The 14,580-nt window shown below is 72.0% G+C and carries 13 protein-coding genes; 4 read left to right on the forward strand and 9 right to left on the reverse strand.

From position 1 onward, the window contains the following. The 3 genes from AB0N07_RS38245 to AB0N07_RS38255 form a co-directional block, all read left to right on the forward strand. On the forward strand, positions 1 to 651 hold a 651-nt coding region (locus AB0N07_RS38245; RefSeq protein ID WP_365843323.1), incomplete at its 5' end, for an integrase core domain-containing protein. 427 nt (positions 652 to 1,078) lie between these two features. Then, positions 1,079 to 2,134 (forward strand): hypothetical protein, encoded by a 1,056-nt coding sequence (locus AB0N07_RS38250; protein ID WP_365843325.1) that lies wholly within the window; start codon positions 1,079 to 1,081, stop codon positions 2,132 to 2,134. Continuing rightward, positions 2,131 to 2,883, forward strand: coding sequence for a hypothetical protein (locus AB0N07_RS38255; protein WP_365843327.1), 753 nt, complete (start codon positions 2,131 to 2,133; stop codon positions 2,881 to 2,883). Before AB0N07_RS38250 ends, AB0N07_RS38255 begins: the two co-directional genes overlap by 4 nt. A gap of 691 nt (positions 2,884 to 3,574) precedes the next feature. On the opposite strand, the gene AB0N07_RS38260 is transcribed toward AB0N07_RS38255, so the two are convergent. The 6 genes from AB0N07_RS38260 to AB0N07_RS38285 form a co-directional block, all read right to left on the reverse strand. Beyond that, on the reverse strand, positions 3,575 to 4,504 hold the full coding sequence (locus AB0N07_RS38260; protein ID WP_365843329.1) for an NAD-dependent epimerase/dehydratase family protein: 930 nt from the start codon (positions 4,502 to 4,504) through the stop codon (positions 3,575 to 3,577). Further along, the gene (locus AB0N07_RS38265; RefSeq protein ID WP_365843331.1) at positions 4,504 to 5,361 is read right to left on the reverse strand and encodes an aldo/keto reductase; all 858 of its coding nucleotides are present in this window, start codon (positions 5,359 to 5,361) and stop codon (positions 4,504 to 4,506) included. Before AB0N07_RS38265 ends, AB0N07_RS38260 begins: the two co-directional genes overlap by 1 nt. Positions 5,362 to 5,394: 33 nt before the next feature. Then, positions 5,395 to 6,591, reverse strand: a complete 1,197-nt coding sequence (locus AB0N07_RS38270; protein ID WP_365843333.1) for a cytochrome P450 — start codon at positions 6,589 to 6,591, stop codon at positions 5,395 to 5,397. Positions 6,592 to 6,649: 58 nt separating this feature from the next. After that, positions 6,650 to 7,591: a class I SAM-dependent methyltransferase gene (locus AB0N07_RS38275; RefSeq protein WP_365843335.1), complete on the reverse strand. Its 942-nt coding sequence runs from the start codon at positions 7,589 to 7,591 to the stop codon at positions 6,650 to 6,652. 152 nt (positions 7,592 to 7,743) lie between these two features. Further along, positions 7,744 to 8,925 carry a YcaO-like family protein gene (locus tag AB0N07_RS38280; protein ID WP_365843337.1) on the reverse strand — a complete coding sequence of 394 codons (1,182 nt, stop codon included), beginning with the start codon at positions 8,923 to 8,925 and terminating at the stop codon, positions 7,744 to 7,746. Beyond that, on the reverse strand, positions 8,922 to 9,893 hold the full coding sequence (locus AB0N07_RS38285) for an HEXXH motif-containing putative peptide modification protein (RefSeq protein ID WP_365843339.1): 972 nt from the start codon (positions 9,891 to 9,893) through the stop codon (positions 8,922 to 8,924). The genes AB0N07_RS38280 and AB0N07_RS38285 overlap by 4 nt, the downstream gene beginning before the upstream one ends. Before the next feature lie 515 nt (positions 9,894 to 10,408). On the opposite strand from AB0N07_RS38285, the gene AB0N07_RS38290 reads away from it, so the two are divergent. Then, a complete protein-coding gene (locus tag AB0N07_RS38290) occupies positions 10,409 to 11,572 on the forward strand; it encodes a glycosyltransferase family 4 protein (protein ID WP_365843341.1) in 1,164 nt (387 codons plus the stop codon). A gap of 9 nt (positions 11,573 to 11,581) precedes the next feature. On the opposite strand, the gene AB0N07_RS38295 is transcribed toward AB0N07_RS38290, so the two are convergent. The 3 genes from AB0N07_RS38295 to AB0N07_RS38305 all read right to left on the reverse strand — a co-directional run bounded on the left by AB0N07_RS38295 (position 11,582) and on the right by AB0N07_RS38305 (position 14,556). Continuing rightward, positions 11,582 to 12,187, reverse strand: coding sequence for a sulfotransferase family protein (locus tag AB0N07_RS38295; protein WP_365843343.1), 606 nt, complete (start codon positions 12,185 to 12,187; stop codon positions 11,582 to 11,584). A gap of 71 nt (positions 12,188 to 12,258) precedes the next feature. Next, positions 12,259 to 13,104, reverse strand: a complete 846-nt coding sequence (locus AB0N07_RS38300) for a sulfotransferase (RefSeq protein ID WP_365843345.1) — start codon at positions 13,102 to 13,104, stop codon at positions 12,259 to 12,261. A gap of 153 nt (positions 13,105 to 13,257) precedes the next feature. Further along, on the reverse strand, positions 13,258 to 14,556 hold the full coding sequence (locus AB0N07_RS38305; protein WP_365843347.1) for a peptide ligase PGM1-related protein: 1,299 nt from the start codon (positions 14,554 to 14,556) through the stop codon (positions 13,258 to 13,260). Between the last annotated feature and the right edge of the window lie 24 nt (positions 14,557 to 14,580).

Here is a 14,580-nt window from a genome sequence, read left to right on the forward strand (position 1 = left end):
TGGGAGATCCTCAAGGACGCCGGGATCCCGCCGGCACCCGAGCGGACGTCCAGTACCTGGGCGGACTTCCTGCGCTCCCAGGCCGACGCGCTCCTGGCGTGCGACTTCTTCGAAACCGTCACCCTGTCCGGGGCACGGCTGTACGTGTCCGCGCTCATCGAGCACACCGACCGGCGTATCCGGATCCTGGGTGTGACCGCGCACCCGACCACATCCTGGGTCGTGCAGGCGGCGAGGAATCTCGTCATGGACCTCCAGGAAGCCGGCTGCCAGGCCCGCTACCTGATCCGGGACCGGGACGGGAAGTTCCCCGAACTGTTCGACACGATCCTCGCCGACGCGGGGATCGAGGTCGTGCTCAGCGGCATCCGGATCCCCCGCATGAACTCCATCATGGAGAGATGGGTGCAGACCTGCCGCCGTGAACTGCCGGACCGCACCCTGATCCGGAACCAGCGGCATCTCCTCCACGCACTGCGGGAGTTCGAGCAGTTCTACAACGCGCACCGGCCGCACCAGGGCATCGCGAACGCCCGCCCGCTGCACCCGCTCCCCGAACCGATCACCGATCCGGATGAAATCGCCCGCCTCGACATACATCGAACCGACCGACTCGGCGGCCTCCTTCACGAGTACCAGCATGCTGCGTGACCAGGCCGGATGAGGTTTCCGGCAAGGGCAGTGTCGGCGGCGGTTGAATCACCCGTCGCCGACACGGAGGGGTGCAGCCGTCGGCATGGAACGCGTCGTGCGGGCCGGTGATGTGTTGGAACGTCGTGACCGTGTGCCGCCGGCCAGTTGCTGTGACAACGCCTTGACCTATGGCGGCATGCCGCGCAGCTCGCTCCAGCGCATCCGGCTGATCCTGCCGCGCAGTTGTCGTCGTCATGGCGCTGACGGTGGGTAGAACGCGCGCCACCTCGCCTGGTGTTTCCTCGCAGCAACCCCGGATGTCTCCCGGCGGGAGACCCTGCGTGCGTGGCGACGGGCATCGCCGCCGCGTGTGTGCCTCCGCGCAACAGCGGAGTCTGCTGTGAAGCAGAATCAAGCGATCACAGGGTGACGAGGAAGGCCGCCTATGAGCCACAACGCGACGTTTCTGCAGGCGGCTCAGGCAAGCCAAGGAGCTCTTACCCGCGGCTGGCTGGTGTTTCCCGCCCCGTCGGCCGATGCGCCTGTACCAGAGTCGGTTGCTCAGACGGATGTGGCGGTCCTGAACTTGGAGGATCGGCTTCGTGAGGTGCGACTGGTGGCCGCCCCTCATGTCACGGTGGCGGCCGAGGCCCTCCACGCGGCAGTCAGGGCTGCCGCCGATACCCAATTCGCCCTGCACATGCAGAACTTCAGCAGCGCGGAGCGTCTGTGTGCTCTCGACGACGTAGCCTCCACCCGTCACACCGACGCCGTCAGGCAGGCACTGGAAGCTTTCGTCGCGGCGGCCTACCGAGAGGGAGTATCGGTGACGGCCATGGGTTCCGACCGGGCCAAGGCGGCGCGGGTAGCCGAAGCGGTACCGGTGGACGCCGCCTGGCTGGTTCAGCTTTCCCGGCGGATGCCGATGCGGCGCATCCCCGACTTCGTCGCCGAGGGCGTCGACTCGGCCCTGGAAGCCTTGCAGCGCGATGTCATCGACTTCGTCGACCCGGAACTCGAAGCGGCACATCAGGGCTTCGTGGAAGCCCTGGCCCGTCTCGTCGACGAGATCAACGGCACCTTCACCCCCGACCACGACGCCGCATACACCGAGGTCCCGCCGGAGTGGCGGCGCACTGACCCCGAACGGTACGCCCAGGCCCTGCGTGATCTCTCCCAGGCCCGCGATACCGTACTCGACGGCTACAAGGAGCTGATGAACGTCATGAGCCGAAGAGGCCACCTGCCTGCATCGCAAGAACCCCAGCCGGGCCCTTCGGTCCGGGTCACCGCCGGCGACAACTCACCCGTCACGGTGAACACCCCTTATGCGCACGCTTCCCACGGCGGCCACGCGAGCGCCAGCCAGCCAGCACCGGCAGGCCAGACTGCCGCGGACACACCTGCGCCGTGGTATCGCAGCGGCATCTTCTGGGGCGCCGTCAGCGCCGTGGGAACGGTGGCCGGTGCCGTCGTCGCCTACCTCGCGCTGGGCAGATGACCGGGCCAACCCGCCAGGGGCCGCAGCCCGTGGAACAGTTGGAACAAGGCGTCCTCGACGACACCGTCCCGCTTGCCGGACTGCTGCGCCTCGCGCTCGTCATCGGCGGCCACGCCGCCTCCCAGCCCCTGAAGCAATGGGCGCTCAACGAACTCGAGGGCTACGCAGGCAAACCCGCCTCCAGCGTTCCCGACTACCGGCGCCCGCGCGCGCCCATCCAGGCCGACTCACACTCGCTGACCTGGCAACGCCAGGGTGAAACCATCAGCGCCCTGCACCTCCCCGACATCACACGGGGCACGATCAACGAAGAAGTGACCATCCCGTACGGCGTCGGCCAGCTCCAGAACCTGATCGAACGGACCCCGCCCGGCCAGGCAGTCCACCTCAGCCTTCCCGGTGCGGCCGAACTGCGCACGCTGATGAGCGCGATGGAAAAGTACCGCAGCCGAGCCATCATCATCGACGACCTGTACTGGGCGGTCTCTCCCTCCGTCCTGCACGACATCCTCGACCAAGTCCGCACCCGCCTCACGCAGTTCGTCGCCGAACTGCGTTCCACGATGCCAGCCGGCTCCGGCACGCCTACCCCTGAGCAGGTCCACAGGGCCGTTCAGAACATCAGCATCTCGACCGGCGACAACTCGCCCGTCACACTCACCGCTCCGCTTGCCCACGCCGACCACGGCGCAACAGCGAGCGCCTCAGCCGGTGTACAACAGCGCTGGTGGCAGCGGCGACGACGCTAACTTCATGCTCGTCCACCACAGGGGCCACTCTGGTGACGGGCACCCGCACCGCCCGGCCCCCATAGCGCCGAGGATCCAGCGTTCGTCACGGGGCCGCGAACCCATCGTGACCTGCTAACCCCGGCGAGTGCTACGGCCTCCAGGTCGGCGACCACCTCTCCATGCTGTCCTTCAGGTCCGGCGTCCTCCCCGGCGAGGGCATCGAACGCGTCCGGGCATCGCAACCCGGGCATGAACCCAGACCACCCCCACAACTCGGAAGCGCATTCTGTGAGCGCTCGCCGCCGACGCCTGGTAGATCAATGGCGGCCAGCGGGAGCAGCGCCAGGCCATACGCGCGGACCCAGGAACGGGCAGGGAGGAGGGCGAGTACCGCGGACCGCAGGTGGCTGCTGTGCGGCACGCATGCGAGAGGGGCGGGGAATGCCGAAGTTCGATCGCTAGGGTCGCTGCATGAGCGTGCACGACGCGGACTGTTCCTGGCTGCCCGACCCCATCACCGCTCCCGCATCTCTGGCATCCCCGGCCTGCGCCTGGTAGGCGTCGGCCGCCGCCATCTGCACCTGCACCACCCTGCCCACCGGAGCGCGCCTCGGCCTCATCGACTGCCTTCAGCAGCAGGCGACGTACTCCGGCTCGGGGCGTCGGTGGAGGAGGTCCGTCGCCCACGTCGGCGAGCGGGCGTAGGAGGTCACCGTCGGCAGTGCTCCTCGGCCATGGCCCGGATTCCGTCGTGCAGCGCGGTGCGGGGCCGGTAGCCGAGTTCCCGGGTGGCGACGCCGATGTCGGCGCTCGTGTGGCGCGCGTCCCCGGGGCTCGTCGGCCGGGGCAGGATCTTCACGGGGCCCACGATGCTCTCGACGGCGGCGACGGCCTGTTTCATGGATACCGGGGAGCCTCCGCCGAGGTTGGCGATCCCGGTGAACCCGGATCGGGCCGTCTCCCGCATGGCGGTGACGACGTCGAGGACGTACGTGAAGTCGCGGGTCTGCTCCCCGTCGCCGTACAGCGGGAACGGGGCGCCGTCCGAGGCGGCGTCGAGGAGACGCGCGAAGGCCATGTCCGGCCGCTGCCGGGGCCCGTAGACGGTGAACAGCCGCAGGGACACGGTCGGTACCCCGAACGTTCCCCGGTAGAGCTCGCACAGGTGCTCACCGGCCAGCTTGGTGACACCGTAGGGGGAGACGGGCCGGGGGAGGGCCGTCTCGGCCGTGGGGCAGGTGCGCGCGTCGCCGTAGACCGAGGAGCTGGAGGAGTAGACGAACTTGCCGACCGGGTACTGCCGTACGGCTTCCAGCAGGGCCTGGGTGGCGAGCACGTTACGGGCCGTGTACAGCGGAAACTCCGTTCCCCAGGACGGCCGCACCCCGGGCTGGCCCGCGAGGTGGTAGACCGCGTCCACGCCCGCGACCAGCGGAGCGAGGTCGGCCGTCAGCAGATCGGCGCGGTGGAAGGAGAACCCCGGGAAGCCGGCCAGCGAACGGAGGTTGCGTTCCTTGCGGGCCGGGTCGTAGAAGTCGGTGAAGGAGTCGAGACCGGTGACTGTGTCGCCGGACGCCAGCAGGTGCGCGCACAGATGGGAACCGATGAAACCGGCGGCCCCTGTGACCAGCGCCCGCATCACGGCCGCCGGCCCGAGGCGCTGGAGGGCGTGCCGTCGTCGGCGGGGACGGGGCAGACCGCCGCGATACGTGCGATGTCCTCGTCGCTGAGGGTGATCTCGGCCGCCGCGGCGTTCTCTTCGGCCCGGGAGGGCGTGGCGGTCTTCGGGATGGCGAAGGAGTGCGGCTCGCGCACGAGGAAGGCGAGGGCGATCTGGTGCCGGGTGGCGCCGTGGGTACGGGCGACCGAGTCGAGGACGGCGGCGGCGCGCGGGGAGGGCGGGAAGGAGCCCAGGCCGAACGGGCTGTAGCCGACGACGGCGATGCCGCGGGCCAGGCAGGCCGGGGCGACCCGGAGTTCGGCGGAGCGGTCGCCGAGGTGGTGGAGGACCTGATCGCAGACGATCTCGTCCGGTCCTGTGCGGGCGAACAGCTCGGCGAGGTGCCGGTCGTGGAAGTTGCTGACGCCGTAGTGGAGGATCTTCCCCGCCCGGTGGAGTGCGCGCAGTCCGGCCAGGGTCTCCTCCAGGGGATGGCCGCCGGGCCAGTGCAACAGGTAGAGGTCCAGGTGGTCGGTGCCGACGCGGCGCAGACTGCGGTCGCACGCGGCCACGGTGCCGTGTGCGCTGGCGTTGGCGGCCCGTACCTTGGAGGCGAGGAAGACCTCGTGCCGTCGGTGCCGCACGGCTTCGCCGACGAGCTGCTCGACGGCACCGCCTCCGTACGACTCGGCGGTGTCGATGTGCGTCATCCCGGCGTCGATCCCGGTGTTGAGGGCCCGGACGGCGGTGCGGCGGTCGGCGCGTTCCAGCTGCCATGTGCCTTGCCCGATCACGGACACGGCGGTGCCGTACGGGCCGATGGGACGGGTGCGCATGGGGGTGTCACCTCCGCTTCCGGGGTGCGCGGCTCACCAGGTGACGGGCAGGGTGCGGGGTGCCCGGGTCTTCAGGCCCGTCTTCCAGAGCGGCGGCGCCGCGGCGCGGAGGGCGGGGAGGCGGCGGACGAGCCCGGCCAGGGCCTCCTGCAACTGGACGCGGGCGAGGTGGGCCCCGACGCAGTGGTGGACCCCGTGCCCGAAGGCCAGATGCGGGTTGTGGACGCGGCCGAAGTCCAGCCGTTCCGGGTCGTCGAACTCGGCTTCGTCGTGGTTCGCCGAGGAGTTGACGGCCATCACCGCGTCCCCGGCGCGCAGGGTGACACCGCCGAGTTCGACGTCCTCGGTGACGACGCGCAGGTTCGCCTGCACATTCGTCTGGGCGTAGCGCAGGAGCTCCTCGACGGCCCGGGGGATCCTGTCCGGGGCGTGTGTCAGGTACTGGTAGCGCGCCGGTTCCTCGAGCAGAAGGTGGAGCATGCCGGCGAGGCGTTCGGCCGTGGTGCCGTAGCCGCCCGCGAACAGCACCAGGCTGAAGGAGACCAGTTCGCCGTGGGTGAGCCGGTCTCCGGTGTCGTGGGCGGAGATGAGGGTGCTCAGGAGGTCGTCGGCGGGGTGGCTCCGTTTGGCGTCGATGAGCCCGGTGAGGTAGCCGGTCATCTCGTCGAACGCCGTGGTGACGGCGGAATCGGTGACGGCGGTGAGGTTTCGCAGCGCGTCGCACCACGCCTCGAGACGCTCGCCGTCCTGCCGCGGCGCGCCGAGCAGGTCGCAGAGGACCGCCAGCGGGAGCGGACGGGTGAACAGGGGGACGAGGTCGGCGGGACGGTCGTGCTCGGCGACCTCGTCGAGGAGGCCGTCGACCAACCGGGCCACGTCCTGGCGCAGGCTCTCGACGCGGCGGACGGTGAAGGCCGGGGCGACGAGCCTGCGTAGCCGGGTGTGTTCCGGGGGGTCGGCGGCCAGAACCGAGTCGGGCAGGGTCGTCACCCGGGCGAAGCGCGGTCCCGTGCCCCGGGTGGCGCGTGAGCGGCTGAAGCGCGGGTCCGCCAGCACGGTGCGCACGTCGTCGTAGCGGGTCACCAGCCAGGCGGGGTCTCCGCTCGGGAGGCGGATCCTGGCGCAGGGGCGGGTCCGGCGCAGCTCGGCGAATTCCGGGAGGGGACCGAGCCCGTCGCGGTGCGGCAAGGGGAAGGCGGTGTCGGCGGTACGGGGGTCCGCGTCCGGCATGAACACTCCTGGGCTGCCTCGGGCTGGGGGAGGGTCATCCGCGCCAGCGCACCTGCGTTCAGCGCTGTGCGTAGACGGAGAGGTGGTACGTACTGGTCTTGGCGAACGGCCTGCCCTCCCACGAGCCTTGACGCCGTACGAGCCGGAGTCCGGCGCGTTCCGCCAGGAGGTCGAGTTCACCGGGCGACACGTAGTGGAAGCGGACCCGGAAGTGATGGGTCCGCTCCGCCTCGTGGACGAGGTAGTGGGAGTGGTAGGTCTGGGTGGACGGGTCGATCAGGCGATGACAGAGGATGAGGTGGTCGTCGGTCGCCGAGACGGTCTCGGGCACGCCGGACGCCGCGGCGACGGCGAGTGCCTCGGGCACGTGCGCGTCGACGGCGAACACTCCGCCGGGCGCCAGGTGGGCCGCGACCGCGGCGAGGCAGTGCTCTTTTGCCTCCCTGTCCGGGAGTTCGAGGAAGGTGCCACCGGCGGCGTACACCAGGGAGAACCGTCCCGGGGCCGGCACGTCGGCGAAGTTCCCTCGCGTGACGGCGATCCGGTCGCCGCCCGGTTTCGCGCGCAGTTGCCGGATCATCGCGTCGGATCGTTCGATCCCGTGGACGTCGAGGCCGCGCCCGGCCAGGGGCAGGGCGACTCTGCCGGTGCCGATGCCGAGTTCGAGCACCGGCCCCGTACCGGCGAGACGCGCGAGGGTGTCCACGGTCGCGCCGGTGATACCGGGTTTGCCGAACCAGCGGTCGTAGTCGGCGGCGCTGCGGTCGGCGTACCCGGGGTGGCCGGTGTGCTCGGGCCGGTTGGTGTGTCCGGGGTGGTCGGCGTCCCCGGCTCGGTCGACGTGCCCCGGACGGTCGGCGTCCCCGGGCCCGTCGGGCCCGTGCTCCGGGCTTTCCTCCGCCGCATTCAGGCTTTCCTCGCCGGTGCGCCGGGCGCCGGGAAGCGCCGCTGCCGTGGTTGCCGTCGCCGTCTCGGAGGTGAGGTCCTGGTGTGTGGACAAGATGGTGTTCTCCTCGGCCCGGGCCGGTGCGGCGTCCGGGCGGGAGCCCGGGCGGCCTGCCGGCGAGTCGGTCGCTGAGCGGGCGGCGGCGTCGGCCGGAAGGGTGTCAGCCGAAACGGCGTGTCAGCAACGGCGTGTCAGCCGGAGCGGAGTCAGCCGAAGGGGTGCGGGCCGCGCGGGGACGGCGGGCCGCGTTCGTCGTCCGGGCCCGTCGGCAGCGGGTGGGCCCCGGGGGCCACCACTCGCGTCACACTCACGCCCAGGCTGCGAGCCGGACCGCAGGTCGTGTCCACGAGGACGAGCTCCCGGCCGCTGTGGGCGGACAGTGCGTCAAGTCCGCTGCGGACCGGCTCGCCCGGCGGCGCGGCGGTCCGGCGGTCGTGCCCCGGCGGACCGGTCGCGGTCCACAGGGCCAGGCTGTCCTGCACGTGATAGGCCCACAGCGCGTGGCGGACGGCCGAGTCCGGCGCGTCGCGCCCCTGCCAGCGGGCCCAGGCATCGCGGCTCACTGGCGAGTGGATGCTCCACCGCACCATGAGGGCTTCGTACGCGGCCTTTTCCACCAAGGGGGCGAGGTCCCCGTCGTCAGGTCCGCACCGGGCCCCGAACGTCTGCCCACTACGGTCGGGCGCGTGCAGGCAGACGGCCACGCACCGGGTGCCCGCCGGGGCGGGAACGTCGAGAACGCTGACTTGTGCGCCGAGTCCGTCCAGAAGTGCCGCGAGGGGCGCAGGCAGGACGGGCGTCGGCAGCAGGACGGGAGCCGATGACAGTCCGTACCAGCTTCTGCGGACGAGGTCGCGTTCGAGGACCTCCCAGGCGGCGTGGTCCGCCGCGGACTCCGGACCGGGGTGCGAGGCGACGCCGGTCGACCCGGCGCCGGGCCCGGGGTCGCAGCCGGCCGGGGCCCGGTGGTGGAGGTAGACGGCGCCGGCCGGTACGTGGATCCCGGCGCCACCGGGCACCACCCGGCCCGTGACCCACAGCCGTCGGGCGTCGCGGGACGCGGCCGGGTCCCCGCGGGCCAGCGTGGCGGGGTCGAGGGCCGGTACACCCCGGCGGCGGAGGTCGCGGTGGCTCGCCACCACGGCGGCGCCGGCCTCGGCGGCGCGGCCCGCCAGGATGTTGCCGACACGTTCGAGGAGCTCGCCGCGTGCGCTCGCGACGACGTGGTCCTTGCGGTGCCCGGCCGCACTGCCGATGACGACGGGCCGCCCGCCCGCCGCGCACACCGGGTCGAACTGTGGCGACCGGGCGGCGACGCGCGCGAAGACGACATCGGGCCATGCCGGGTAGGGGCTGAAGACCTGCGGCTTCCAGGAGGGCGCGGTCATCGGGTGGCCACCCGGGCCACGGCGGCGGCCTCCTCCAGGACGGCCACCCCGTGGCCCGTGAGCGCCTCGCGATGGTCCGCCAGGGTGCGTACGCCTTCGGTGACGGAGCGCGTGAGCTGTGTGTGGCGTGAGCGTACTGCTGCGGTGTCGGGGGCTCGCGCGTCCATGTCGAGCAGCCGGCGGTACAGCAGGACGCTCCGGGACAGGACGACGACCTGCTGGAACAGCCCGGTCAGCGGCCGGGGGTCGATGCGGAGCGGGGTGGCGACCAGCGGCGCGTCGCCCCGCGCGGGTCTCAGGAAGGGTTCCGCCGCCACGGACGCCGCGTTGCACCGGGTGTGCGTGCCCTCGTGGACGAGAGCCTCCGCCAGGCGCACCGGCCCCGGCAGGGCGTCGGGGCCCGGGCTCAGGCGGTCACGTCGGACGAACACGGCGCCGTGCACGGTGAAATCGGTGAACCCGTCGATCGTCGGGCCGTCCAACAGGGCGATCTGGGCCAGGCTTTCGCCCAGCTCCGCGTGCGCCTCGGGCCAGACGGCCGCGAGCAGCCCGACCGTCTCGCGGAGTGTCCCGCTGTCGCGCTCGCGCCAGGCGACCACGGTGGATTCCGGTGGCGTCCCGGCGGCACCCTTCTGCCGGGGAAGCGAGTTGCGGGCGCGGGCGACGCTCCGCTCCAGGTGCGGGCCGGGCGCGGCGCGGTCGACCGGCCAGGTGGGCGTGGACGGAGGTGCGGCGGCGATGCAGGCGCGGGCCTGGTCGAGCATCCTGCCGAGCCGCGCGAGCCGTTCCCGGTCGGGCGCGTCCGCGCGCAGCACGCCCTGGGCGAGGTGCGCGATCTCGACTGCGGCAGGGTGCCGCGCCTCCGCCGAAGTCACCGTCAGTCCCGCCCGGGCCAAGGCCGACCGGGTCATGCGGGCCAGCGTCGTGCGTTCCTCGGCGCTCCGGCGTGCGTCGGGTGCGATACGCACAGGCGTGTACCTCCGGTACCCGGCGGAGGGCAGCGGACGGGAAAGGTCCGGTCCGCCGCCCTGAACGAGGGTGGACTGGTGTCAGCTGGGGACGTCGATCATCAACGCCAGCTCGGGCAGTTCCTCCTCCGGGACCTGCTCTATGTCGTTCACCGCGATCTCCCTTCGAATCCCGGTTCCACCGTGGTCGGGGACCTCTGAATCCTCACCGTAAGAAGGTGGTCAATCGCGCACAAGGAGTAATCACGCCATCGGGCCGGTTGCCCGGTCCCCTAAACCGGGTTCCCGGCCGGAATCGTCAACCTCCGCCCGGGCAGGGCCCCTTGACGTCCCGTCGCCCGATGCGGTCGAGTGACCGGACGCCACGGCGGGACCCGCGCGGCCCTCGCCCCGTGCCCGGCCCAGGATGAGGAGAGTGCGGTGGAACCACCTGCCAGCACGTCGCGACGACCACCCGCCACCGCCGACGGCCCCCGGCCCCGGTCCGCCCTCGCACCGTCCCGGCGGTAGACGGCATGCGTATCGCGTACCTGAACAGCGGGAGCATCCCTTCGGTCTTCGCCAACGGCGTCCACATCATGCGCATGTGCGACGCCTTCAGCGGCGCCGGGCACGACGTCACCCTCTACGCCGCCCCAGGCTCCCACCCCGCCGACGATCCGTACGCCTACTACGGAGTGCGCCACCGGTTCCGCCTGCGCACCGTCCCCTGTCCGGACTACACCCCGGCGGGCTACTGGAAGCGCGCCGAAGCCGTGCGGGACGTGCTGCTCCGCGACGGCGTCCCCGACCTCGTCTACGGGCGTGACCCGTACGGCCTCTCCACGGTCTCGGACCTGGCCCCGTTCGTCTACGAGGTCCACCAGCTGCGCAGGGACCTGGCGCCGGCCGGGATGGAACGCGACCTGCTCGCGCGGCCGAGGCTCGCGCGCGTCGTCGTCATCACGCACGCCCTGGCGCGGGATCTCCAGGCGGCGTACGACGGGCTGGGCACCCTGCCGATCCTCGTGGCACCCGACTGCGCCGACCCGGTCGAGCCCGTCCCGGCCGGAGCCCGTCCCGAACTGCCCGGACGCCAGGACGTGCCGCGGGTCGGCTACGTCGGGCACCTCTACGACGGGCGCGGCATCGACCTCGTCATCGAGCTCGCCGGCCGGCTCCCCGGCTACGAGTTCCACCTGGTCGGCGGCACTCCCGAGTACCGGGCCCGCTGGGAGGAAGTCTGCGGCCTGCCCAACGTGCACTTCCACGGGCACCGGCCACCGGCGGAACTCTCCGCCTACTACCCCCACTTCGACGTGGTGCTCGCCCCGCATCAGCGGAAGGTCTACACCTGGGGCAGACTCGACGAGATCGGGCGCTGGACCTCGCCCATGAAACTGTTCGAGTACATGGCCCACGGCCGGCCCATCATCGCCTCGGACCTGCCCGTCCTCCGCGAAGTCCTGCGGGACCGGGTCAACTGCCTGCTGTGCCCGCCCGAGGATGCCGACGCCTGGGTGCGCGCGCTGACCGGGCTGATCGCCGACGAGACACTGCGTCGGACGCTCGGCGACGAGGCCCGCCGGCAGTTCCTGGACCGCTACACCTGGCGTCGCCGCGCCGACGACGTCCTGGCCGGCCTGCGCATCGAGGGGGCCACGGCGCCCTTGCCCCGGAGTGACAGCGGTCCGGCGTGACCGCGACGCTCACCGCCGGCGGTCCTCGCCGCGGTTCCCGTGGGGGAACGGTTCGCCCGGGACCGCCAGCCCGAGGAAGGGCGCCAGCCGCTCGTAGCCATGCCCGCCGGCGACGTCGAGAACGAGCAGGTCGTCGTCCCGTCCCGCGAAGTGGCGCAGCACTTCGGCGGTGTGCCGCCGAGTGACCTGAAGGAACCGTTCCCGGTGGAAGGCATGGCAGCCGTACACCGCGGCCCGCAGGAAGTACTGGAGCTCCTGGTAGCGCTCACCGCGGGCCGCCTTGTTCGCCACCGGCCGCTCCCAGTGCCGGCGGCAGGAGCACAGCCAGCTCTCCTCCTCGCGGACCGTGAGGACGAATTTCGCTCCCGGCCACAGGACGTCCAGGTCCTGGTAGTAGGGCACGACGGTGATGTCGGTGATGCCGTCGTACCGGTCGAGCAGCGGGAAGCGCGCGGTGCCGGCCAGCAGCGTCGCATGGGTCGCGAGATCGGCCGGATAGTGGGCGGTGTCGTAGCCCAGGGTGTACAGGGCGGCGGTGAGGGAGAGGGTTCCGGTGCGTGACAGGCCGATGCCGAAGACCTTCGGCTTCATGGCAGGTGGCGGGCGGAGGCTCATGGCCGCTACCGTGCCGGAACGCCGGCCGTTGTCAACGGCGCCTGGACGGCGGCCCGTCGCCGCCTCCGCGGTCACCGTGCGTAGCGTACGTTCGTCTCGCCGCCCACCTCCTCGAACTCCGCCAGGGCCGCGGCGGACATCTCCCGCTTCCAGCGCAGGTCCAGCACGACGTCCGCCGGGTGGTCCGCGTAGTACGCCGCGCTCGACAGGTCGGGTCCCGGCCTGTCCGGGTTCCCGGGCGGTGGGGCGGCGCGTGCCAGGAGGGACCAGGTCCCGGCGTTTCCCGAGAGCGGGTGGTGTTCGCCGTGCCAGGGCGCGGACATCTCCGGCCGGAAGTCCAGGCCCAGGGCGGCGCATACGCGGCGCAGGACCGGTTCGGGCCTCGTGGCCAGGTCCTCGTAGTGGACCCGGCACACCGGGCCGTGCCAGCGTGCGGCCAGGGCCTCGGCGTCGCGCATGCGGGCCGCCCAGTCGGCGGTGTGGTCGCGGACGGAGCGGTCCGGGTACTTCCGGCGCCAGGAGTTGACGACGGCACGCCCGTCCCGGGCGAGCACGATCAGCACGGCCGGGACGACACCGCCCAGCCCGGCGGCCTGGTGCCAGGACCAGTCGGCGTCCTTCGACGAGTCCACGACGACGGGGCGCCCCGAGCGACGGGCCAGCACGTCGTACAGACCCCGGTCACCGGGGCCCGGCGGGCGCACCCCGCCCCACACGGGACAGCCGGGACCGCACCGCCGACAGTGTGCCTTCCACTCCGGCACCCCCGGCACTCCCGCCAGCAGACTCTTCTGCGCCTCACCGGCGAAGAACACCGACGGATGCGTGCCCAGCATCAGGCCGAGCAGCGTGCTACCGGAATGTCCCGGGCCCACGATGAACGCCACAGCGCTGTTGACCCGTTGAGAAGCCGCCACCGGAGATCCCCACTCCCTGGGCCGAAGCCCGCTGCCACGGGAATTATGACGGAGTGTGGGTCCGCACCGGCCCGCGCCGTGCGGGAGGATGGGACCTGCCTGTTGCCGCTGTGAGCCGCAGCGGACCGGCACCACCCCGGACCCGATGACGGCTCACGCGAAGAGGCTCAGTACCTGCTCCCGTTGTTTCCTGGCCCCGGCGAGGTCCTCCGCGACGACACAGAAGCAGACGTCCCGGTAGGCGGTGTCGAACGCGGTGTTGATGACCACCCCGGTGCGGGTTCCGGGGCGGTAGGCGAGGCCGGCCTCGGTGAGCGCGGCGACGGCCCGGTCGAACGAGGGGACCGGCCAGGCGACGTGCTCCAGCAGCACGCGGTGGAGCGGGTAGTGGCCGGGGCCGACGATCCTGCCGCCGATCTCCGCGTAGACATGGGTGGAACCGGTGGTACGGCCGTTGAACTCGGTGAAGAACAGCCGGCCGTCCGCCGTGACGATGGCATCGGTGCTGACCGTCCCCCGGTAGCCCATGGCGTGCAGCGCCCTGCACAGTTCGCGGCCCCCTGAGAGGAGTTCGGCGGTCAGCTCCGGGGGAACGGTCTGCACCGGCATGATCTGGGCGCTGGGCCCCGGCTCGTACAGCAGCTCCCCCTGCCCGGCCGCGGCGATCCCCTCGTCCGTGAGCGTGAACTCGGCGAAGACCGTCGCCGAGTCGGGGAAGTAGCGCTCCACGACGAGCCGGTGACGCCCGTCGCTGGTCATGCGGCCCCAGTGGTCTCGCAGGTACGCGGCCACGGCGGGCCGGTCGTCAAGGACGGTCAGCCGCGGCGCTCCACGGGGGGCGATGCCGCCGTACGGGCTGAGGATCTCGTTGCCCTTGGTGGCTTGGCGGTACTCGTGCTTGACGATGACGGGGTGCCCTCCCTCCAGCAGGGCGTGCACGTCTCCCGTCGCGCTCTCCACGGCGGCGCACACCGTGCCGTCGGGGACGGGGGTGCCGGTACCGGCCGCGAGAGCACGGAAGACGGCCTTGCTGTTGGCCAGCGACCCTCCGCCCTGGGCGATGAACCCGTGCCCGGCCACCGCCTCCAACAGACCGAGGCCGCGGGCCAGGTCCACCGCGGCCGCGTCGGGGTGCAGCGGGATCACCGCGTCGACCGTGCGGCCCGTCAGCGCCGCGCGTACCCGATCGCGGAAGGCCGGATCGGTGAGCGTCGCCGGGGTCAGGGCGGCGCCGGGCGGTGTGATGACGGCGAGGGTGGAGCGGTCGGTGCCGGTGAGGGCCGTGACGTAGTGGACGAAGGAGTCGTCCGGAGCCTCGGGCAGGATGAGGACGTCGTGGTCCCGCGCGAAGAACAGCGCGCGTTTGGCGTGCCAGCGGGCGGTGGCCAGCCGCGGTTCGCCGGATTCCTCGAGCTCTTCGGTGAAGTCGTTCGCAATGAGCAATCGGGACACGGAGGTTCCCTTTCACAAAGCTGG

Origin of the sequence: Streptomyces sp. NPDC051172, from assembly GCF_040682555.1 — a bacterium.
Classification (GTDB): domain Bacteria; phylum Actinomycetota; class Actinomycetes; order Streptomycetales; family Streptomycetaceae; genus Streptomyces.

Bases quoted from the DNA above. Each gene is read 5' to 3' on its own strand.
- AB0N07_RS38250 (WP_365843325.1), top strand. From the start codon at position 1,079: ATGAGCCACAACGCGACGTTTCTGCAGGCGGCTCAGGCAAGCCAAGGA.
- AB0N07_RS38255 (WP_365843327.1), top strand. From the start codon at position 2,131: ATGACCGGGCCAACCCGCCAGGGGCCGCAGCCCGTGGAACAGTTGGAA.
- AB0N07_RS38260 (WP_365843329.1), bottom strand. From the start codon at position 4,504: ATGCGGGCGCTGGTCACAGGGGCCGCCGGTTTCATCGGTTCCCATCTG.
- AB0N07_RS38265 (WP_365843331.1), bottom strand. From the start codon at position 5,361: ATGCGCACCCGTCCCATCGGCCCGTACGGCACCGCCGTGTCCGTGATC.
- AB0N07_RS38270 (WP_365843333.1), bottom strand. From the start codon at position 6,591: ATGCCGGACGCGGACCCCCGTACCGCCGACACCGCCTTCCCCTTGCCG.
- AB0N07_RS38280 (WP_365843337.1), bottom strand. From the start codon at position 8,925: ATGACCGCGCCCTCCTGGAAGCCGCAGGTCTTCAGCCCCTACCCGGCA.
- AB0N07_RS38290 (WP_365843341.1), top strand. From the start codon at position 10,409: ATGCGTATCGCGTACCTGAACAGCGGGAGCATCCCTTCGGTCTTCGCC.
- AB0N07_RS38295 (WP_365843343.1), bottom strand. From the start codon at position 12,187: ATGAGCCTCCGCCCGCCACCTGCCATGAAGCCGAAGGTCTTCGGCATC.